24 protein-coding genes and 1 other RNA gene are annotated in these 17,491 nt (G+C 66.8%); 14 read left to right on the top strand and 11 right to left on the bottom strand.

The features are described 5' to 3' along the window. The 5 genes from ER13_RS02315 to hemA form a co-directional block, all read right to left on the bottom strand. Positions 1–479: RibD family protein (locus tag ER13_RS02315; protein WP_035306032.1), on the bottom strand; the 479-nt coding region annotated here is incomplete at its 3' end. Then, on the bottom strand, positions 479–964 hold the full coding sequence (gene nrdR, locus ER13_RS02310; RefSeq protein ID WP_008264203.1) for a transcriptional regulator NrdR: 486 nt from the start codon (positions 962–964) through the stop codon (positions 479–481). The genes nrdR and ER13_RS02315, both read right to left, overlap by 1 nt. 8 nt (positions 965–972) lie before the next feature. Further along, complete coding sequence (gene glyA, locus ER13_RS02305; RefSeq protein ID WP_035306030.1) at positions 973–2,256, bottom strand: serine hydroxymethyltransferase; 1,284 nt, start codon at positions 2,254–2,256, stop codon at positions 973–975. 83 nt (positions 2,257–2,339) lie between these two features. Continuing rightward, positions 2,340–2,519, bottom strand: coding sequence for a hypothetical protein (locus ER13_RS02300; RefSeq protein ID WP_035306053.1), 180 nt, complete (start codon positions 2,517–2,519; stop codon positions 2,340–2,342). Between the two features lie 7 nt (positions 2,520–2,526). Then, positions 2,527–3,753: a 5-aminolevulinate synthase gene (hemA, locus tag ER13_RS02295; RefSeq protein ID WP_035306051.1), complete on the bottom strand. Its 1,227-nt coding sequence runs from the start codon at positions 3,751–3,753 to the stop codon at positions 2,527–2,529. A gap of 253 nt (positions 3,754–4,006) precedes the next feature. Here hemA and ER13_RS02290 point away from each other — a divergent pair, with 253 nt between their 5' ends. Genes ER13_RS02290 through ER13_RS02275 form a run of 4 tightly spaced genes read left to right on the top strand, consistent with a single transcriptional unit; the run spans position 4,007 to position 6,017 of the window. After that, positions 4,007–4,852, top strand: coding sequence for a thymidylate synthase (locus tag ER13_RS02290; protein WP_035306049.1), 846 nt, complete (start codon positions 4,007–4,009; stop codon positions 4,850–4,852). Next, positions 4,852–5,163: a phosphoribosyl-ATP pyrophosphohydrolase gene (locus ER13_RS02285; RefSeq protein WP_035306028.1), complete on the top strand. Its 312-nt coding sequence runs from the start codon at positions 4,852–4,854 to the stop codon at positions 5,161–5,163. Before ER13_RS02290 ends, ER13_RS02285 begins: the two co-directional genes overlap by 1 nt. Then, positions 5,160–5,687 (top strand): dihydrofolate reductase, encoded by a 528-nt coding sequence (locus ER13_RS02280; RefSeq protein WP_035306024.1) that lies wholly within the window; start codon positions 5,160–5,162, stop codon positions 5,685–5,687. Before ER13_RS02285 ends, ER13_RS02280 begins: the two co-directional genes overlap by 4 nt. Positions 5,688–5,696: 9 nt before the next feature. Continuing rightward, positions 5,697–6,017 (top strand): YbjQ family protein, encoded by a 321-nt coding sequence (locus tag ER13_RS02275; RefSeq protein ID WP_035306021.1) that lies wholly within the window; start codon positions 5,697–5,699, stop codon positions 6,015–6,017. A 34-nt stretch (positions 6,018–6,051) separates the two neighbouring features. Here the strand turns inward: ER13_RS02275 and ER13_RS02270 are convergent, their stop codons facing one another. Both ER13_RS02270 and ER13_RS02265 read right to left on the bottom strand, forming a co-directional pair. Next, positions 6,052–7,149, bottom strand: a complete 1,098-nt coding sequence (locus tag ER13_RS02270; protein WP_035306018.1) for an NADH:flavin oxidoreductase — start codon at positions 7,147–7,149, stop codon at positions 6,052–6,054. Positions 7,150–7,224: 75 nt separating this feature from the next. After that, the gene (locus ER13_RS02265) at positions 7,225–8,301 is read right to left on the bottom strand and encodes an Mrp/NBP35 family ATP-binding protein (RefSeq protein WP_035306015.1); all 1,077 of its coding nucleotides are present in this window, start codon (positions 8,299–8,301) and stop codon (positions 7,225–7,227) included. Positions 8,302–8,375: 74 nt separating this feature from the next. On the opposite strand from ER13_RS02265, the gene miaA reads away from it, so the two are divergent. The 3 genes from miaA to ER13_RS02255 all read left to right on the top strand — a co-directional run bounded on the left by miaA (position 8,376) and on the right by ER13_RS02255 (position 10,187). Continuing rightward, complete coding sequence (gene miaA, locus ER13_RS02260) at positions 8,376–9,248, top strand: tRNA (adenosine(37)-N6)-dimethylallyltransferase MiaA (RefSeq protein ID WP_035306012.1); 873 nt, start codon at positions 8,376–8,378, stop codon at positions 9,246–9,248. A 10-nt stretch (positions 9,249–9,258) separates the two neighbouring features. Beyond that, positions 9,259–9,626: a transfer-messenger RNA gene (gene ssrA, locus ER13_RS17850) on the top strand. Between the two features lie 90 nt (positions 9,627–9,716). Further along, on the top strand, positions 9,717–10,187 hold the full coding sequence (locus tag ER13_RS02255) for an SspB family protein (RefSeq protein ID WP_008262374.1): 471 nt from the start codon (positions 9,717–9,719) through the stop codon (positions 10,185–10,187). A 4-nt stretch (positions 10,188–10,191) separates the two neighbouring features. Here the strand turns inward: ER13_RS02255 and ER13_RS02250 are convergent, their stop codons facing one another. Further along, entirely contained in the window at positions 10,192–10,548 is a 357-nt protein-coding gene (locus tag ER13_RS02250; protein ID WP_008262420.1) for a RusA family crossover junction endodeoxyribonuclease, read from the bottom strand. A 105-nt stretch (positions 10,549–10,653) separates the two neighbouring features. Here ER13_RS02250 and fumC point away from each other — a divergent pair, with 105 nt between their 5' ends. Next, the gene (gene fumC / locus ER13_RS02245) at positions 10,654–12,045 is read left to right on the top strand and encodes a class II fumarate hydratase (protein ID WP_035306008.1); all 1,392 of its coding nucleotides are present in this window, start codon (positions 10,654–10,656) and stop codon (positions 12,043–12,045) included. A gap of 4 nt (positions 12,046–12,049) precedes the next feature. Continuing rightward, positions 12,050–12,787, top strand: a complete 738-nt coding sequence (locus ER13_RS02240; RefSeq protein WP_008259977.1) for an AAA family ATPase — start codon at positions 12,050–12,052, stop codon at positions 12,785–12,787. A gap of 2 nt (positions 12,788–12,789) precedes the next feature. Here ER13_RS02240 and ER13_RS02235 read toward each other — a convergent pair whose 3' ends face one another. Further along, positions 12,790–13,176 carry a YccF domain-containing protein gene (locus tag ER13_RS02235; protein WP_008263259.1) on the bottom strand — a complete coding sequence of 129 codons (387 nt, stop codon included), beginning with the start codon at positions 13,174–13,176 and terminating at the stop codon, positions 12,790–12,792. A gap of 229 nt (positions 13,177–13,405) precedes the next feature. On the opposite strand from ER13_RS02235, the gene ER13_RS02230 reads away from it, so the two are divergent. After that, positions 13,406–14,650, top strand: a complete 1,245-nt coding sequence (locus ER13_RS02230; RefSeq protein WP_008263692.1) for a patatin-like phospholipase family protein — start codon at positions 13,406–13,408, stop codon at positions 14,648–14,650. A gap of 2 nt (positions 14,651–14,652) precedes the next feature. After that, positions 14,653–14,829: a DUF4169 family protein gene (locus ER13_RS17845; protein WP_008264174.1), complete on the top strand. Its 177-nt coding sequence runs from the start codon at positions 14,653–14,655 to the stop codon at positions 14,827–14,829. 4 nt (positions 14,830–14,833) lie between these two features. On the opposite strand, the gene ER13_RS02225 is transcribed toward ER13_RS17845, so the two are convergent. Further along, positions 14,834–15,724, bottom strand: a complete 891-nt coding sequence (locus tag ER13_RS02225) for a DMT family transporter (RefSeq protein WP_035306001.1) — start codon at positions 15,722–15,724, stop codon at positions 14,834–14,836. Positions 15,725–15,831: 107 nt separating this feature from the next. On the opposite strand from ER13_RS02225, the gene ER13_RS02220 reads away from it, so the two are divergent. Genes ER13_RS02220 through ER13_RS02210 form a run of 3 tightly spaced genes read left to right on the top strand, consistent with a single transcriptional unit; the run spans position 15,832 to position 17,214 of the window. Further along, on the top strand, positions 15,832–16,248 hold the full coding sequence (locus ER13_RS02220) for a YbaY family lipoprotein (protein ID WP_035305998.1): 417 nt from the start codon (positions 15,832–15,834) through the stop codon (positions 16,246–16,248). After that, complete coding sequence (locus ER13_RS02215; protein ID WP_035305995.1) at positions 16,245–16,469, top strand: ribbon-helix-helix domain-containing protein; 225 nt, start codon at positions 16,245–16,247, stop codon at positions 16,467–16,469. Before ER13_RS02220 ends, ER13_RS02215 begins: the two co-directional genes overlap by 4 nt. 25 nt (positions 16,470–16,494) lie before the next feature. Further along, positions 16,495–17,214: an SIMPL domain-containing protein gene (locus tag ER13_RS02210; protein WP_035305993.1), complete on the top strand. Its 720-nt coding sequence runs from the start codon at positions 16,495–16,497 to the stop codon at positions 17,212–17,214. On the opposite strand, the gene ER13_RS02205 is transcribed toward ER13_RS02210, so the two are convergent. Then, on the bottom strand, positions 17,195–17,449 hold the full coding sequence (locus ER13_RS02205; protein ID WP_035305990.1) for a hypothetical protein: 255 nt from the start codon (positions 17,447–17,449) through the stop codon (positions 17,195–17,197). The genes ER13_RS02210 and ER13_RS02205 overlap by 20 nt on opposite strands. Between the last annotated feature and the right edge of the window lie 42 nt (positions 17,450–17,491).

Below are 17,491 nucleotides of genomic sequence, written 5' to 3'. Positions count from 1 at the left end.
CACTCCAGCCGGTCCACAGCCCCCGCGCGCAGGAAGGCGGCCGCGACCTGCCCCCCGCCCTCGATCAGCACCGAGTCCACGCCCGCCGCCTTCAACGCCTTCAGCACCGCCGGGATCGCCGGCCGCTCGTCCTCGTCCTCGGCCTCGACCCGCCGCACCTGGGCTGCGCCGACGGGCTTCGGCTCGGCCGTCGTCAGGATCAGGGTGTTCTCGCCCGCCAGTTTCGCCGTCGTCGGCGTGCGCAGCCGACTGTCCAGGACCACCCGCAGCGGCTGGTCCACGCTGCGCCCCGGCAGACGCGCGGTCAGTTCGGGGTCGTCCTTCAGCACCGTCTCGACGCCCACCAGAATGGCGTCATGGCCGGCGCGCAGCCGATGGCCTTCCAGCCGCGCCGCCTCGCCGGTGATCCACCGGCTTTCGCCCGTGGCCGTGGCGATACGCCCGTCCAGCGACGTGGCCAGCTTCAGGGTGACGCGCATCAGGCCTTGTCGGAGGGCTCGTCGAAGCCCCCATCGGCAAAACCTTCCGCGCCCAGGAATTTGGCGAAATCGCCGGTATGGCGGAAGTCCTTGTAGACCGAGGCGTAGCGGACATAGGCCACCTCATCCACGCCCTTCAGGGCCTTCATGATGAAGTCCCCGACCGTGCTCGACGGCACCTCGGTCTCGCCCAGGCTCTCCAGCTGGCGCACGATCCGGTTGACCATCTGCTCGACCTGTTCGGGCTGGACCGGCCGTTTGCGCAGGGCCACGCCCAGCGACCGCTCCAGCTTGTCGCGGTCGAACGGCGTGCGCCGCCCGTTGCGCTTCAGGATCACCAGTTCGCGCAGTTGCACCCGTTCGAAGGTGGTGAAGCGCCCGTTGCAGTTCGGACAGGATCGACGGCGTCGGATCGCCGAGCCGTCGTCCGACGGCCGGCTGTCCTTAACCTGGGTGTCCTGATGACCGCAGAAGGGGCACTTCATCGGTCAGATCATCGGTAGATGGGGAAGCGGTTGGTCAGCTCCCGCACCTGGGCCGCCACGCCCGCGACCACGGCCGGATCGGCTTCATCGCCGCCGTTCATCGACGAGACGACGTCGGCGATCCAGTGGCCGATCTGCTTGAACTCGTCCTCGCCGAAGCCGCGCGTCGTGCCCGCCGGCGTGCCTAGGCGAACGCCCGAGGTGACGGTGAAGGGGGCGGTGTCGAACGGCACGCCGTTCTTGTTGCAGGTCATCAGCGCCTTCTCGAGCTCGTGCTCGGTCGCCTTGCCGGTCACGCCCTTGGGCCGCAGATCGACCAGGGCCAGGTGGCTGTCGGTGCCGCCCGAGACGATGGCCAGGCCGCGCTCGACCAGGACGCCGGCCAGGGCCTGGGCGTTCTTGACCACCTGATGGGCGTACAGTTTGAACTCGGGCTGCAGCGCCTCGCCGAAGGCCACGGCCTTGGCCGCGATCACATGCTCCAGCGGCCCGCCCTGCAGGCCGGGGAAGACGGCCGAGTTGATCTTCTTGCCCAGCTCGACGTCGTTGGACAGGATCATGCCGCCGCGCGGACCGCGCAGGGTCTTGTGCGTCGTCGTGGTCACGACATGGGCGTGCGGGATCGGATCGGGATAGGCGCCGCCGGCGACCAGGCCGGCGTAGTGGGCCATGTCCACCATCAGATAGGCGCCGACGCTGTCGGCGATCTCGCGGAACCGCTTGAAGTCGATGTGGCGGCTATAGGCGCTGGCGCCGGCCAGGATCAGCTTCGGCTTCTCCTTCTGCGCCATCTCCGCCACATGGTCATAGTCGATCAGATGGGTGTCTTCGCGGACCTTGTAGGTCACGGGCCGGAACCACTTGCCCGACTGGTTCGCCGGCGACCCGTGCGTCAGGTGCCCGCCGCAGGCCAGGTCCATGCCCAGGAATGTGTCTCCGGGCTGCAGCAGGGTGAAGAAGACCGCCTGGTTGGCCTGGGCGCCCGAGTGGGGCTGCACATTGGCGAAGGCCGCGCCGAACAGTTTCTTGGCCCGTTCGCGCGCCAGATCCTCGGTCACATCGACGAATTCGCAGCCGCCGTAATAGCGACGACCAGGATAGCCCTCGGCGTATTTGTTCGTCAGAACCGAGCCCTGCGCGTCCAGCACCGCCTGGGAGACGATGTTCTCCGACGCGATCAGTTCGATCTGTTCCTTCTGCCGCCCCATCTCGCCCTGAATGGCCTTGAAGACGTCCGGATCGGCGTCGGCCAGGGTCTTGGTGAAATAGGCGTCATGGGTGAAGGCGGTCACGTCGGAATCCCCGCGTCTGAGAAGGCCGCCTATCTAGGCCGCAGCGCGCCGAACCACAATATCTTGTGTCCGACCCAAGCCTTCTAAAGCCCCAGCGCCCGCCTCAACTTCGCGATCGCTACGCGCTCGACGGCCTTGGGCTCGTTGACCGGTCCCATGGCGCTGACCTCGCGGCCGGTGGCCACATGGATGGCCGAGCATTTGATATAGGGGCCGTTGCGCACGGTCTCGACGATCACCTCGCCGAGGTCGTCGTCCGCCACGTCTGTCTCAGGCCGCCACCGACCGGCGCGCCACATTGCAGTGGGCGAACAGGCGGTCCATCGCCTGGACGACATGGTCCATCATCTCGTCCGTGTGGTTCGGCGAGGGCGTAAAGCGCAGCCGCTCGGTCCCCTTGGGCACGGTCGGATAGTTGATCGGCTGAACATAGACGCCGTACTCGTCCAGCAGCATGTCCGAGATCATCTTGCAGTGGACCGGATCGCCGACGTGCACCGGCACGATATGGCTTTCGCTGTCCATCACCGGAATCCCGGCGGCGGCGAACCGCGCCTTCAGCGTCGCCGCCCGTTCCTGATGCTGTTCGCGCAGTTCGGGATGGGTCTTCAGGTGCCGCACTGACGCCAGGGCCCCCGCCGTCAGGGCGGGCGGCAGGCTGGTGGTGAAGATGAAGCCCGAGGCCCAGCTGCGCACCGCGTCGATAATCACGGCGTCGGCCGCGATATAGCCGCCCATGACCCCGATGGCCTTGCCCAGGGTGCATTCGATGATGTCGATCTGGTCCAGCACGCCGTCACGCTCGGCCACGCCGGCGCCCGTCTGGCCGTACAGGCCGACCGCGTGAACCTCGTCCAGATAGGTCATGGCGCCGTATTTCCTGGCCAGGGCGATGGTCCCGGCCAGGTCGGCGATGTCGCCGTCCATCGAATAGACGCTCTCGAAAGCGACCAGCTTGGGCGCCCCGGCCGGGGCGGCGGCCAGCAGGGCCTCCAGATGGGCCAGGTCGTTGTGCTTGAAGATATGCCGCTCGCCTCCGCCCTGGCGGATGCCGGCGATCATCGAGGCGTGGTTCAGCGCGTCCGAGAAGGTGATCAGACCGGGCAGGATCTTCTGCAGGGTCGACAGGGTCGCCTCGTTGCCGACATAGCCCGAGGTGAACAGCAGCGCCGCCTCCTTCTGGTGCCAGTCGGCCAGCTCGGCCTCCAGATCCACCGCCGAGCGCGTCGTGCCCGAGATATTGCGCGTGCCGCCGGCGCCCGCGCCCACGGCGTCGATCTCGTCCTGCATGGCCTTCAGCACGACCGGGTGCTGGCCCATGCCCAGATAGTCGTTCGAGCACCAGATGACGACGTCCTGTTCGGACCCGTCCTCGCGGCGGCGCACAGCCTGCGGGAATTGCCCGCGAACGCGCTTCAGGTCGGCGAAGACGCGATACCGTCCTTCGCTGCGCACCTGCTCCACCGAGTTTTCAAAGGCGGCCTTATAGTCGAACACGATATTCGTTCTTTCGCTTATGGCGATCTCTATCTTTTCTTTGCGCCCGACACCGAAGCTTGTCCATGTCCCGAACATGGACAAAACGACCTAAAACCTTCATTGATAACGGTTCTCAGGTTTCGTCGGCAGGGTGTTCGACATTTGAAGCCGTCCAGCGACCGATTCGATTCCTGTGGACGCCCGACCGCCGCAACCGATTTGCCCGGTCACGAATCGAATTCTGGGGCAGTTTGAGGTCATGACCGTTCAGATGATCCAAGCCGACCTCCAGGCGCGCAGCGCGGCCGCGCCCGCCGACCATCCGGAGCGGCAGTATCTGAACCTGCTGCGCGACATTCTGGACAATGGCGTGCGCCGCGACGACCGCACCGGCACCGGCACCCTGGGCGTCTTTGGCCGTCAGATGCGGTTCGACCTGTCCAAGGGCTTCCCGGTCCTGACGACCAAGAAGCTGCACCTGCGATCGATCATCGTCGAACTGCTGTGGTTCCTGCGCGGCGAGACCAATATCGGCTGGCTCAAGGACAACGGCGTCCGCATCTGGGACGAATGGGCCGACGCCGAGGGCGAACTGGGCCCGGTCTACGGCAAGCAGTGGCGGTCGTGGACCGCGCCCGACGGCCGCGTCATCGACCAGATCGAGAAACTGGTCCACGGCCTGAAGACCAACCCCAACAGCCGCCGCCACATCGTCACGGCCTGGAACCCGGCCGACGTCGACGACATGGCCCTGCCGCCCTGCCACTGCCTGTTCCAGTTCTTCGTCGCAGACGGAAAACTGAGCTGCCAGCTGTATCAGCGCAGCGCCGACGTCTTCCTGGGCGTGCCGTTCAATATCGCCTCCTACGCCCTGCTGACGATGATGCTGGCCCAGGTCGTGGGGCTGGAGCCCGGCGACTTCGTCCATACCTTCGGCGACGCTCATCTGTATCTGAACCACCTCGAGCAGGCCGAGCTTCAGCTGACGCGCGAGCCCCTGCCCCTGCCGGTCATGCGCATCGCGCCCAAGACCGACCTGTTCGCCTTCGAACTGTCGGACTTCACGCTTGAGGCTTACGAAGCCTGGCCGCACATCAAGGCGGCCGTAGCCGTCTGATGGACCTCAGATCTTTGCAGGCCGACGTCCTGCGCATCTCCGACATCTACGCCGCCGAACACCAGATCGACCGCGATCGCGACTGGGCTCTGTTGAAGCTCCAGGAAGAGCTGGGCGAACTGACGGCCGAGCATCTGCGTCTATCCGGACGGGCGCGCGGAACGCCCGACGCTAACGCCTTGAGCGACGAAGCGGCCGACGTTCTGGGCATGCTGCTGATCTATTGCGCGGGCGCAGGCGTTGATCTGGAAACGGCCATGCGGCGCAAATGGCTCAAATGGCTCGAACCCCAGACGGAAGACACGCCATGAGCATTCCCCTGATCTCCCTGGTCGTCGCGCGCGGACGCAACGGCGTCATCGGCCGCGACGGCGACCTGCCGTGGCGGCTGCGCTCGGACCTGCAGCGGTTCAAGGCCATCACCGTGGGCAAGCCCTGCCTGATGGGACGCAAGACCTGGGAGAGCCTGCCGCTGAGACCCCTGCCCGGCCGGCTGAACCTGGTGCTGACCAAGGACGAATCCTACGAGGCCGACGGCATGTCCAAGGGCGCCCTGGTCTGCGCCACCCTGGATGAGGCGATCGAGATCGCGCGGGAGACGGCCGAGGAGGACGGCGTGGACGAGATCTGCGTCATCGGCGGCACCGCCCTGTTCGCCGCCGCCCTGCCCCGCGCGCGTCGCCTCTATATCACCGAGGTGGACGCCGCCCCCGAAGGAGACGCGGTCTTTCCACCGTTCGACGAAACGGTCTGGACCGAGGTATCGTCAGAAGTCCACGCGGCGGCCGAGAAGGATGACCATGCCTTCACCTTCCGTGTGCTGGAACGTCGCTAGGAGAAGTCCATGTACGTCACGACCACCAACGACCTGCCCGGTTTCCGCGTCACCCGCCATATCGGCCTGGCGCGCGGCGTGACGGTGCGGTCCCGCAACGCCATTTCCGACGCCATAGGCGGGGTCCAGTCGATGCTGGGCGGACGTGTCGGCGCCTATGTGAAACTGGCTGAGGCCGGACGTCAGGAAGCCTATGACGAACTGGTCAAACATGCCCAGGAACACGGCGCCAACGCCATCCTGGCCGTCCGCTACGACGCCACCGAGATCATGCCCGGCGTGACCGAGGTGCTGTGCTACGGCACGGCCGTGATCGTCGAGCCGGCCTGACCTCCGCAGAGACGGACCGACTCGACCAATCGCGTCACGACAGGGTCATCAGGTCCGAGCGCTCGAAGTTGCGCAGCTCGTCGGTGCGCCCGTCGCGGATCTTCTGCACCCAGTGCGGATCGGCCAGAAGGGCGCGGCCGACAGCCACCAGATCGAACTCCTCGTTCTCCAGCCGGCGCAGCAGGCCGTCCAGGGATGCGGGCTTGGATCCTTCGCCGCCGAAGGCCGCGATGAACTCGCCGTCCAGGCCGACCGAGCCGACGGTGATGGTGGGCTTGTTCATCAGCTTCTTGGCCCAGCCGGCGAAGTTCAGGTCCGATCCCTCGAACTCCGGCTCCCAGAAGCGGCGCTGCGAACAGTGGAAGACGTCGACCCCGGCGTCCGACAGCGGCGTCAGCCATTCGACCATCTGGTCCGGCGTCTCGGCGATGCGGGCGGCGAAGTCCTGCTGCTTCCATTGCGACAGGCGCAGGATGACGGGGATGTCGTCGCCCACGCCTTCGCGCACCGCCTTGACCACCTCGGCGCCGAAGCGCGCCCGCTCGGCGATGGTCGGGCCGCCCCAGCGATCCTCGCGCACATTGACGCCGCTCCAGAAGAACTGGTCGATCAGATAGCCGTGGGCGCCGTGGATCTCGACGGCGTCGAAGCCCAGGTCGCGCGCCGCGCGCGCCGACCGGCCGAAGGCGGCGATGGTGTCGGCGATGTCCTCTTCGGTCATGGGTTCGTACTTGGCCTTGCCCGGCCCCGTCAGGCCCGACGGACTGTCCACCTTGCCCAGCGGCGTCCAGTCGGCGCCCTGGCCCCGCGCCGATCCGACGTGCCAGATCTGCGGCGCGATCAGCCCCCCGGCGGCGTGGACCTCGTCCACCACCGTCTTCCAGTGCGGCAGGGCCTCGCCGTGGAAGACCGGCACATTGGCGTCGTTGCGGGCGGCGGGCCGTTCGACGACCGTCCCTTCGGTGACGATCAGCCCGACCCCGCCCTCGGCCCGGCGGCGATAATAGCCGGCGACGTCGGACGTCGGAATCCCGTTCGGAGAGAAGGACCGGGTCATGGGGGCCATGACGATCCGGTTGGGCAGGGTCAGACCCTTGACGGTGAACGGGCGGAACAGGGCGTCGACGCTCATCGGAACTCCTCGGTGATATGTAAGCCCCAAGGTGGCGAATAGGGTTGCGTTTGAAAACCCCCGTCCTGACGATTTCTAGAGGCCCAGCGCCGTGGCGACCTGTTCAGCGATCGCCGCGAACCGGCCCGCGATCGGCCCCGAGGGATCGGCTGCGACAGGAGGACGACCGGCGTCCCCCCCTTCGCGCAGGCCGGCGTCCAGGGGCAGGTCGCCGAGGAAGGGAATCGACAGACGTTCGGCCTCGGCTTTCGCCCCGCCCTGGCCGAAGATCGGTCCGGTCATGTTCTCGATCAGGCCCAGGGTCGGCACGTTCACGCGCTGGAACAGGGTGTGCGCCCGCCGCGCGTCGGCCAGGGCCACCTCCTGCGGCGTCGAGACGATGACGGCGCCATCCAGCGGCGTCTTCTGGATCAGGGTCAACTGCACATCGCCGGTGCCCGGCGGCAGATCGACCACCAGCACGTCCAGCGGCGCCTCGGCCACGCCCCAGCGGGTCTGGGTCAGCATCTGGGTGATGGCCTGCGACGCCATGGGGCCGCGCCAGATCATGGCGTCGTCCATCCTGGTCAGCAGGCCGACCGACATGGCCTTCAGCCCGTGCGCCTGATGCGGAACGATGGCGCCGTCCTCATAGGCGGGCTGGCCGCTGATGCCCAGCATGGTGGGCAGCGACGGCCCATAGACGTCGGCGTCGAGGATCCCGACCGACAGGCCGCGTGCGGCCAGGGCGGCGGCCAGGTTCACCGCCACGGTTGACTTGCCCACCCCGCCCTTGCCGCTGGCGACGGCCAGGACGCGACGGACATGGGCCGGACGATCGGTGGGGACCGGCGCCTTGGCGCGCCCCTGATCCACAGCGGCCTTCGAAAGGCCTGCGGTGCGCGCCGCCGGCTTGGCGAGTCCGGGTTTGGCTTCGGCCGTCAGGATCACCGACACGCGGTTCATGCCGGGAAGGATCTTCAGCGCGGCCTCGGCCGCGTCGCGAACGGGCGCATAGGTCGCGACCAGACTGCGATCCACCTCAAGAGCGAAGCCGGCGCGGTCCTCAGCGACCACCAGTCCCTGCACGAGGCCCGAGGCGAACAGGCCCTGACCGGAGACCGGGTCCATGACGGCGTCGAGGGCGGCGATGACGGCGGAACGTTCGACCAAGGCGGTCTCCAGAAGACTTGCAGGCGACAAGGGCCGCGTTCTATCGCCCATGGATGTCGCCTGCGAGCCTCCATTTGTCCCAGCCGCCTTCAGTCACCCTGATCGCGGGTCCGACCGCCTCGGGCAAGTCGGCCCTGGCGTTGAAGCTGGCGCGCGAGACCGGGGCGTTGATCATCAACGCCGACAGTCAGCAGTTATACGCCGACCTGCGCGTCCTGACCGCCCGCCCGTCGCCTGAAGACGAGGCCCAGGCCGATCACCGGCTGTATGGCGTCGCCGATGCGGCTGACGCCTGGTCGGTGGGGAAATGGAGCCGTGCGGCCCTGAATCTGCTGGATATCGCACGCGCCGACGGGCGGCCGGCGATCCTGGTCGGCGGCACCGGTCTCTATTTCACCGCCCTGACCCGCGGACTGGCGGAGATTCCCCCTGTGCCTCAGAGCGTCCGCGACGCGGTCGAGGCGGACTATATGGCGCAGGGCGAAGCCGCATTCCGCGCCCGTCTCGCTGAAATCGACGCCGAAGCCGCCCGTTCCATCGAACAGGGCGACCGCCAACGGCTGGTCCGCGCCATGAGCGTCCATTCGGCCAGCGGCCGCGCCTTGAGCGACTGGAAGGCGGACACTCGCCCCCTGCTGTCGCCGGGGTCATGGAGGGGACGGGTCATCGAACCGGACCGTGCGGACCTCTACGCCAACTGCGACCGGCGTGTGGACCTGATGATGGAGAACGGCGCGCTCGACGAGGTGCGCGCCCTGACCGCGCGGAATCTGTCCCCGGCCCTGCCGGCCATGAAGGCGGTCGGGGTGCGCGAATTGGCGGCGTATCTGGCCGGAGAGATCGGTCGGGATGAAGCGATCGACGCCCTGAAACAGGCGACCCGAAACTACGCCAAACGCCAGCTGACCTGGTTCAGGAACCAGACCCCGGGCTGGGCGCGGGTTTGAAACGCACGCGGCGCTTGGAAAGCGTCCGCGCAACGCCTATATTGGACCTGTCCGGTTTCGGCCGGACTATAGCGATAAACGCGCTTGTAATAAGCGGACCGGACCCGGGTGCGATTCCCGGCGGCTCCACCAACCTTCTCCCCGCGTTATCGGCGGAGGCGTCATGGGGCCGACTAGCATCGACGGACGTGTAAAGAGGATTGCTTTCGCTCGTCCTGGCCCACCGTATCGGGCCATTTTCTAACTGCGAACGATAACTTCGCTGGAGAAGTCGCTCTCGCCGCGTAATGCGGTTCGGGTGATTTCGAATCTTAAGTCCTAGGGGTTCAGATCCTTGGGCGGGGCCTGTCGGGAGCCTGGCAACAGAATCCCGGCGCTTAATCCTTCATATCCTGTTCGTTTACCTCTTTCGCATCTTTCGCGCTCGCGCCTGCGCCGCTATCAGTCGCGCTCAATTGCGAGGTGACGATGACCGACCAGACCCCTCCGGTCGACGAGATGCAGTATGAGCGGCTGGCGCACGAGGCGTTGCGCGGCGTGATCCGTTCTGCACTCGACCATGTTCTGGCCGAAGGCCTGCCGGGCGCGCACCACTTCTACATCACTTTCAAGACCCGCGCCGCCGGGGTCAGCATCCCGCCGGACATGCTGGCCAAATACCCGGACGAGATGACGGTGGTGCTGCAACACCAGTACGAGGACCTGCAGGTCGAAGCCGACCGGTTCTCGGTCAAGCTGCGGTTCGGCGGCGTGCCGCGCACCCTGGCCATGCCCTATTCGGCCGTGACCCGATTCTACGACCCCAGCGTCCAGTTCCTGCTTCAGTTCGATGAACCCGAGATCGTCGAGGCGGTCGAAGAAGCGACGCCGCCCGAGGATCCAACGCCGGGCTCCGACGGCCCCAAGGTCGTGTCGCTGGACCAGTTCCGGAAAAAGTGACGGCTCAGTCTCGACGGGGATAGGAGCGGATCATGATCCGCTCCCTCTCGCCCTCGCGTCGCTCGACCAGCAGGCGGGCGACCTGGGCGTCGTCGTGGAACAGATAGCCCTTGATGGAATCGAGCAGGGCCTTGGCCAGGTTGTCCAGATCCATCCACGGCGGCTCGCCCACATGCTCCATTCGGATCTCGACGACATGATCGCCCCAGGACGGGCGTGACGCCCATTCCTTGCGCATGAACTCATAGACCAGCGGCTTGTAGTATTTGGCCTGGGTGGTCAGGCCGTCGATGACGATCTCGACCGCCTCGCCGTCCTCGCGCGCCCGCACCTTGCCCGTCCCTATCCAGCCGGCGGTCATGCCACGTCTGCCGATGTGAGGATGTCCGCGCTCTTCTTGCCCTGCATGACCGCCGTGCTACACCCGCGCGCACACAATCGCCACGCCTGAGAGACGAGTCCGCCCATGAGCAACGTCCGTATCGAAACCGACACCTTCGGCCCCATCGAGGTCGCCGCCGACCGCTACTGGGGGGCCCAGGCGCAGCGGTCGCTGGGCAATTTCAAGATCGGCTGGGAGAAGCAGCCCCTGCCCGTCGTGCGCGCCCTGGGCATCGTCAAGCGCGCCGCCGCCGAGACCAACCGCGACCTGGGCAAGCTGGATCCGGCCCTGGCTGACGCCATCATCAAGGCCGCCAACGAGGTCATCGAAGGCAGGCTGAACGACCACTTCCCCCTGGTCGTCTGGCAGACGGGGTCGGGCACCCAGTCGAACATGAACGCCAATGAGGTGATCTCGAACCGCGCCATCGAAATCCTGGGCGGCGAGATGGGCTCCAAAAAGCCGGTCCACCCCAACGACCACGTCAATATGAGCCAGTCGTCGAACGACACCTATCCGACGGCCATGCACGTGGCCTGCGCGGAACAGGTGGTCAACGACCTGATCCCGGCGCTGAAGCACCTGCACGCCGCCCTGGACGCCAAGGCCAAGGCCTGGGCCCACATCATCAAGATCGGCCGCACCCATACCCAGGACGCCACCCCCCTGACCCTGGGTCAGGAGTTCGGCGGCTATGCGCAGCAGGTCGCCAACGGCATCGAGCGGATCGAACAGACCCTGCCTAAGCTGATGGAACTGGCCCAGGGCGGCACCGCGGTCGGCACCGGCCTGAACGCCCCTATCGGTTTCGCGGAAAAGGTCGCCGCCCAGATCGCCGAGATCACCGGGCTTGCCTTCACCACGGCGCCGAACAAGTTCGAAGCCCTGGCCGCCCATGACGCCATGGTCTTCAGCCACGGCGCGATCAACACCGTCGCCGCCTCGCTGTTCAAGATCGCCAACGACATCCGCTTCCTGGGTTCCGGCCCGCGTTCGGGCCTGGGCGAACTGGCCCTGCCGGAGAACGAGCCCGGCTCGTCGATCATGCCGGGCAAGGTCAATCCGACCCAGTGCGAAGCCCTGACCCAGGTCTGCGTCCAGGTGTTCGGCAACAACGCCGCCCTGACCTTCGCCGGCTCGCAGGGGCATTTCGAGCTGAACGTCTACAACCCCGTCATGGCCTACAACTTCCTGCAGTCGGTCCGCCTGGTCGCCGACGCGGCCATCAGCTTTACCGACAACTGCGTCGTCGGCATCGAGGCCCGCGAAGACAACATCGCGCGCGGCCTGAACAACTCGCTGATGCTGGTCACCGCCCTGAACGGCAAGCTGGGTTACGACCTCTGCGCCAAGATCGCCAAGACCGCGCACAAGAACGGCACCACCCTGCGCGAGGAAGCCGTCGGAGGCGGCTATCTGACCGACGCCGAATTCGACGAAGCGGTCCGCCCCGAGAAGATGATCTCGCCGGGCTGATGCGATGACCGCGCTGGAGCGTCCCTACTGGATCGAGGCCCTTTTCGAGCGCCGAGACGGCTGGGACGCTTCCGTCTATCCTTTCAACCTGCCGGTCGTGCGCACGCTCGACCGGCTGGCCTTCCATCCGAACGTGACCTTTCTGGTCGGTGAGAACGGCTCGGGAAAGTCCACGCTGATCGAGGCCCTGGCGGTGGCCTGGGGGTTCAATGCCGAAGGCGGCGGCCGCGAACATCGCTTTGGCACGCGCGACAGCCATTCCCCGCTGCACCGGTTCGTCCGGCCCGTTCGATCGGCGCAGCGGGTTCAGGACGGCTTCTTCCTGAGGGCGGAGAGCTTCTTCACGGTCGCCTCCTATCTGGAAGACCCCGAGGTCAGAGGCGAACGATACGGCGCCCGCCGACTGCATGAGCAGTCCCACGGCGAGTCCTTCTTCGCCCTGTTCGATAACCGCTTCATCGGCGACGGCCTTTACATTCTCGACGAACCGGAGGCCGCCCTGTCGCCTAGCCGGCAACTGTCCTTCCTCTCGCGTCTGCACGAACTGGTGATGGCGCGGTCGCAGTTGATCATCGCCACCCATTCGCCCATCCTGCTCGGCTATCCCAACGCCTGGATCTATCAGGCGTCAGACCATGGGCTCGAACGGATCGAGTACGAGGATACCGACCATTATCAGGTCACTCGCAACTTCCTTACTCGTCGCGAGATGATGTTGGACATCTTGCTGGAACTCGATTGAGCTCAGGGCTTGTCGCGGATCGTTCGTCCCACCGGCGCCAGGGCCAGCTTGGCCAGCTCCAGGTCCTTCAGGGCGAAGGGGATGCCGATGATGGATACGAACTCGGCCACCGCGATGATCAGGTGCGAGAGGGCGATGTACCAGCCGGCCACGACGAACCAGACGACGTTCAGCACCAGTCCCAAGCAGCCCGCCACCGGATGGGTGTCCTGCCAGACGATCTCCCGCCCGAACGGCCAGAAGGAATAGCTGGCGATCCGCCAGGCCGCGAAACTCCACGGCAAGCCGACGATGGTCAGGGCCAGGATCGCACCGCCCAGCAACCACAGCAGACCCGACAGCCAGCCGCCAAAAATGAACCACAGGATATTCAGGATCAGGCGGACCATCTCAGCTCTCCGGCAGGCGTGGCCATACAGATAGCCAAAACGCCCCGCCTGCGACAGCGGGGCATTCGTTAATTCGCTTTCACCCGGCTCTCCTGGCTCAGGGGGACCGGTCACCCGCTCGACGTCAAAACGCAGTGCTTAGAGACCGCCCTTGCACCCCCCGGTGATGACAAGGGGCCCGTCGCAGCGGTATGAACGCTGACGGGGATTTTCAATGAGAACGCATCGGATGAGACGAATCTGTTCGAGTCTGCTGGCGGTCGTCATGGCCTTGTCGGTGGCGTCATGCGGCACCTTGGACCGGCCGACAGGACCGCTGCGCATCGCGGACGGCTCGCTGATACCGGCGCGGGATCCGCGCATTCGCGCCAATGACGCGGCCCGGCTGGCGGCTTTCTCCCAGGAAGTGGGCGAGCGGCTGTCGACGGGGCGGCCCCTTTCGATCCTGGCCCTGTCCGGCGGCGGCGCCAACGGAGCCTATGGCGCCGGGCTTCTGGTGGGCTGGACCGAGCGGGGCGACCGTCCGGTCTTCGACATCGTCACGGGGGTCAGCACGGGCGCTCTCGCCGCGCCCTTCGCCTTCGCCGGGTCCGAATGGGATCCGCAACTGGGCTATGCCTATACGGGAGGGGGCGCCAGCAGCCTGTTGAGCTGGCGCAGTCTGGCGATCTTCCTCTACCCCAGCCTGTTCAGCGCCGGCGCCCTGCGCAAGCTGGTGGACGAGAACGTCACGCTGGACCTGTTGCAGGCCATCGCCCGTGAACACGCCAAGGGCCGCCGCCTGCTGGTGGCCACGACGAACCTCGACAGCGAGGAGACCGTCATCTGGGACATGGGCCTGCTGGCCAGCCAGAACGACGAGAATTCGCGCGCCCTGTTCAAGGAAGTGCTGGTGGCCTCGGCCAGTATTCCCGGCGTCTTCCCGCCGGTCCTCATCGCGGGGCTGCAACCGGACCAAACCGTGGTGATGGAGATGCACGCCGACGGCGGCGTGAACACCCCTTTCCTCGCCATTCCGGAGAACCTGACCCTATGGACCCGCAAGCGCGAAGAGCGGGGCGTCGGCAGCCTGTACGTCGTCGTCAATGGACAGGTCGGTCGCAATGACGGGGTCACCTCGGGCCGGCTGACGGCCATTCTGATGCGAAGCTACGACAGTATGAGCAAGGCCTCGCTGCGAACCCATCTGGCGACCACGGCGGCTTTCGCCCAGCGCAACGGCATGACCATGTCGCTGGCGGCCATCCCCGACAACGTCGAGGCGTCCAGTCTGAAATTCGACCAGCCGACCATGACCGCCCTGTTCAACCTGGGTCGCGAGCGGGGCCGGTCAGCGGACGGCTGGACCCGGCTCGACCAGGCCGCGTCGGGTCCCGTTTTCATTCCCCCCGCTGTCCTTCCGGAGGATCAAGTGCCCGAGGCCCTAAGGCCCAAGGAGCCGGAGACGCCGACTTCCGCCGCGCCGCAGCCCTAGACATGGCCGAGATCATCAATCTGAACCGGGCGCGAAAGGCGCGGACCAAGGCCGAGGACAAGACCCGCGCCGCCGCCAACCGCGCCGCCCATGGCCGCACCAAGGCTCAGAAACAGTCTGCGGACAAGGAGCGCGAGCGCGCCGCCCGGCAGCTCGATGGACAGAAGCTGGACGACTGATCCCCTAGGCCTTCGGCGCGCGGATCAACAGGACCTGGCCGCCCAGCACCAGGATCAGGCCGATCAGCATGGTCACGCCGACATGGGCGCCCTCGAACAGGACCGACATGATGACGGCGATCGGCGGGGTCAGGGCCGAAATATAGCTGGCCAGGGCATAGCCGCGTTGCCGCGCCAAGGTGAAATACAGCCCGAAGGCGATCACCGATCCAAACAGGGACAGGTGCAGCAGAGACAGAATATAGGCCGGGGTCGGCTCGATCCGCCATTCCACGCCGGTCGCGAACCCATAGACCGCCACCATGGCCGTGCCATAGGCCATGGCCCAGGCGGTCGCGGCCATGACCGGCGCGCCGGCCTGTTGGCCGCGCCAGGCGAACCAATTGCCGAAGGCAGAGGCGAGGACGGCGATCAAGGCGAAGACCACGCCCAGAACGGGCGCCACGCCCGCGGAGACGCCTGCCCCCGACAACTGTCCGAACGACAGGACGGCGACCCCGCACACCCCCAGGATCGCCCCCTGCCAGGCGCCGGCGGCGGCCTTCTGGCGCTCCATAACCCGAAACAGGATCAGGTTCACGAAGGCCAGGGCGGCGAAGATGACGGCGACGACGGCCGAGGCCACGCGTTCCTCCGCCGCATAGACGAAGCCGTAGCTGACGGCGAAGACGAAGGCGCCCTGCCCCACGGCGGCCAGATGCTGGGCGCGGGTCAGGCGCAGCGGACGCCGCGTCAGGGCGCAGAAGGCGAACAGAACGACCGCCGCCAGTCCGAACCGCCAGACGATGGAGACGATCGGATCCACCACGCCCAGCTGCAGGGTGATGGCGAACCAGGTCGTGCCCCAGATCAGGGCGCAGACGGCGATGGCGAGAATGGTGATGGGGCGACTCATGGACAGGCTCCGACGGGCGAAGCCCGCTTATCATCGACGTCGCGAAAGCGCCGCTCACGTCTTGCGCCCGAGTATGACAGACTGATTGTCCTCTAGAGGAGACCGCCATGCGTTACGCCCCCCTGATCCTGCCCGCCGGTCTGGTGCTGGCCGCCTGCGCCGTCGCGCCGACCGGTCCGGAGATGAGCGCAGGCACGACCGTCGTGACGGTCACCGCCCTGTATCGCGAGCGAATCATGCTGCCGCCCGGCCATGTGCTGACGGTGCGGGTCGAGGACGTCAGCCGGGCCGACGCCCCGGCCCTGGCCCTGGCCGAGGCCCGCGAGCCCCTGACCGGCGCCCCGCCCTATCGCGTCAGCCTGGGCCTCCCCACGGCCCAGATCGACCCGCGCCATGCCTATGCCGCGCGCGCCGAGATCCGCGACGCCGCCGGCGCCCTGGTCTTCGTCACCGACACCCGTCACGCGGTCCTGACCCAGGGCGCTCCGGCCTTCGCCGAGATCGTGCTGAAGTCCGCGCGGTGAGCGGCCTGGCCAAACGGTCCGTCGTTCTGGCGGGCCACGCCACCTCGGTCGCGCTGGAGCCCGAGTTCTGGGCGGTTCTGGACCGGATTGCCCAGACCCGCAGCCTCAGCAAGGCCCAGCTTCTGGCCGACATCGACGCCGGCCGGGGACGCCGTCCCCTGGCTTCAGCATGCCGCCTGCTGGCGCTGAACTGGGTGGCGGAGCATGGTGTAAAAGCGTAAACCTTGAGCATAAAAGGAAGCCGCCATGGACAATAGCCGTCTCATTCCCGCCACCGTCATCGGGAGCCTTCTGGCCCTGGGGCTCATCGGCGCCGGCGCCCTGGTCGGTCAGGGCGTGATCCATGCGCGGGCCGGGGACCGGACCGTGACGGTTCGCGGCCTGTCGGAACGCAATGTGAAGGCCGATCTGGCGGTCCTGCCGCTGCGCTTCACCGCATCGGGCGATGTTCTGTCTGAAGTTCAGACACGCATCGACGGCGACCTGTCCCTGGTGCGGCAGTTCCTGACGGCTCAGGGTTATCCGGCCGACGCCGTCGATCTGGGCCGGCTGGAGGTGGCCGACACCCGGTCGCGCGAATACGCCGCCCAGAACGGCGGGCCGCGCTTCATCCTGGCCCAGACGGTCATCGTCCGCACGAACGACGTCGCCCGGGTTCAGACGACGACCCGCGCCCTGAACGATCTGGTGCGCCAGGGCGTGGTGTTGCAGGACTTCCAGGGTCCCTCCTATGTCTTCACCAAGCTGAACGATGTTCGGCCCCAGATGATCGCAGAGGGCACGGCGGCGGCGCGAACCGGGGCCGAACAGTTCGCCAAGGATTCCGGCACCCCGCTTGGCCCGATCCGTCAGGCCACACAGGGCTCTTTCGAAATCCTGCCGCGTGACGGCGCAGGCGGAGACGAAGCCGCCTCGATCGACAAGAAGGTCCGGGTCGTGACCACCATCACCTATGGTCTGAAATAGGCCGGTCGGCCCGCGCCTCGCGGCGTTCCAGCGTCCTCTCCTCGGCGGATTGCGGCCGTTCGATCAACGCCGCGTCGCCGTGGGGATCGTCTGCCGCTTCGGCCATGACGATCCACAGGATGATGAGCGCGAACATGCCGATCATGCCCAAGGCGAAGGCGCGCCAACCCGCCTTCGCAGCCTTGGGGGTGCGATCCGGCGTCTCCTCGATCTTCTGGTCGTCTCGTCTCATCATCCAAGGAACCGGCCTGCGCCGAAGCCAGTTCCAAGGTTTCAT

Source organism: Brevundimonas sp. EAKA (assembly GCF_000698025.1).
Classification (GTDB): domain Bacteria; phylum Pseudomonadota; class Alphaproteobacteria; order Caulobacterales; family Caulobacteraceae; genus Brevundimonas; species Brevundimonas mediterranea_A.
This window is presented reverse-complemented; position numbering and strand designations above follow the sequence as displayed.

What these genes read in the sequence shown, in the direction of transcription:
- ER13_RS02290 (WP_035306049.1), top strand. Translation starts at nt 4,007, where the DNA reads ATGATCCAAGCCGACCTCCAGGCGCGCAGCGCGGCCGCGCCCGCCGAC.
- ER13_RS17845 (WP_008264174.1), top strand. Translation starts at nt 14,653, where the DNA reads ATGGCCGAGATCATCAATCTGAACCGGGCGCGAAAGGCGCGGACCAAG.
- ER13_RS02270 (WP_035306018.1), bottom strand. Translation starts at nt 7,149, where the DNA reads ATGAGCGTCGACGCCCTGTTCCGCCCGTTCACCGTCAAGGGTCTGACC.
- ER13_RS02285 (WP_035306028.1), top strand. Translation starts at nt 4,852, where the DNA reads ATGGACCTCAGATCTTTGCAGGCCGACGTCCTGCGCATCTCCGACATC.
- ER13_RS02275 (WP_035306021.1), top strand. Translation starts at nt 5,697, where the DNA reads ATGTACGTCACGACCACCAACGACCTGCCCGGTTTCCGCGTCACCCGC.
- ER13_RS02280 (WP_035306024.1), top strand. Translation starts at nt 5,160, where the DNA reads ATGAGCATTCCCCTGATCTCCCTGGTCGTCGCGCGCGGACGCAACGGC.
- nrdR (WP_008264203.1), bottom strand. Translation starts at nt 964, where the DNA reads ATGAAGTGCCCCTTCTGCGGTCATCAGGACACCCAGGTTAAGGACAGC.
- ER13_RS02255 (WP_008262374.1), top strand. Translation starts at nt 9,717, where the DNA reads ATGACCGACCAGACCCCTCCGGTCGACGAGATGCAGTATGAGCGGCTG.
- ER13_RS02230 (WP_008263692.1), top strand. Translation starts at nt 13,406, where the DNA reads ATGAGACGAATCTGTTCGAGTCTGCTGGCGGTCGTCATGGCCTTGTCG.
- ER13_RS02210 (WP_035305993.1), top strand. Translation starts at nt 16,495, where the DNA reads ATGGACAATAGCCGTCTCATTCCCGCCACCGTCATCGGGAGCCTTCTG.
- ER13_RS02205 (WP_035305990.1), bottom strand. Translation starts at nt 17,449, where the DNA reads ATGATGAGACGAGACGACCAGAAGATCGAGGAGACGCCGGATCGCACC.
- ER13_RS02235 (WP_008263259.1), bottom strand. Translation starts at nt 13,176, where the DNA reads ATGGTCCGCCTGATCCTGAATATCCTGTGGTTCATTTTTGGCGGCTGG.
- ER13_RS02240 (WP_008259977.1), top strand. Translation starts at nt 12,050, where the DNA reads ATGACCGCGCTGGAGCGTCCCTACTGGATCGAGGCCCTTTTCGAGCGC.
- ER13_RS02220 (WP_035305998.1), top strand. Translation starts at nt 15,832, where the DNA reads ATGCGTTACGCCCCCCTGATCCTGCCCGCCGGTCTGGTGCTGGCCGCC.
- ER13_RS02225 (WP_035306001.1), bottom strand. Translation starts at nt 15,724, where the DNA reads ATGAGTCGCCCCATCACCATTCTCGCCATCGCCGTCTGCGCCCTGATC.
- ER13_RS02250 (WP_008262420.1), bottom strand. Translation starts at nt 10,548, where the DNA reads ATGACCGCCGGCTGGATAGGGACGGGCAAGGTGCGGGCGCGCGAGGAC.
- fumC (WP_035306008.1), top strand. Translation starts at nt 10,654, where the DNA reads ATGAGCAACGTCCGTATCGAAACCGACACCTTCGGCCCCATCGAGGTC.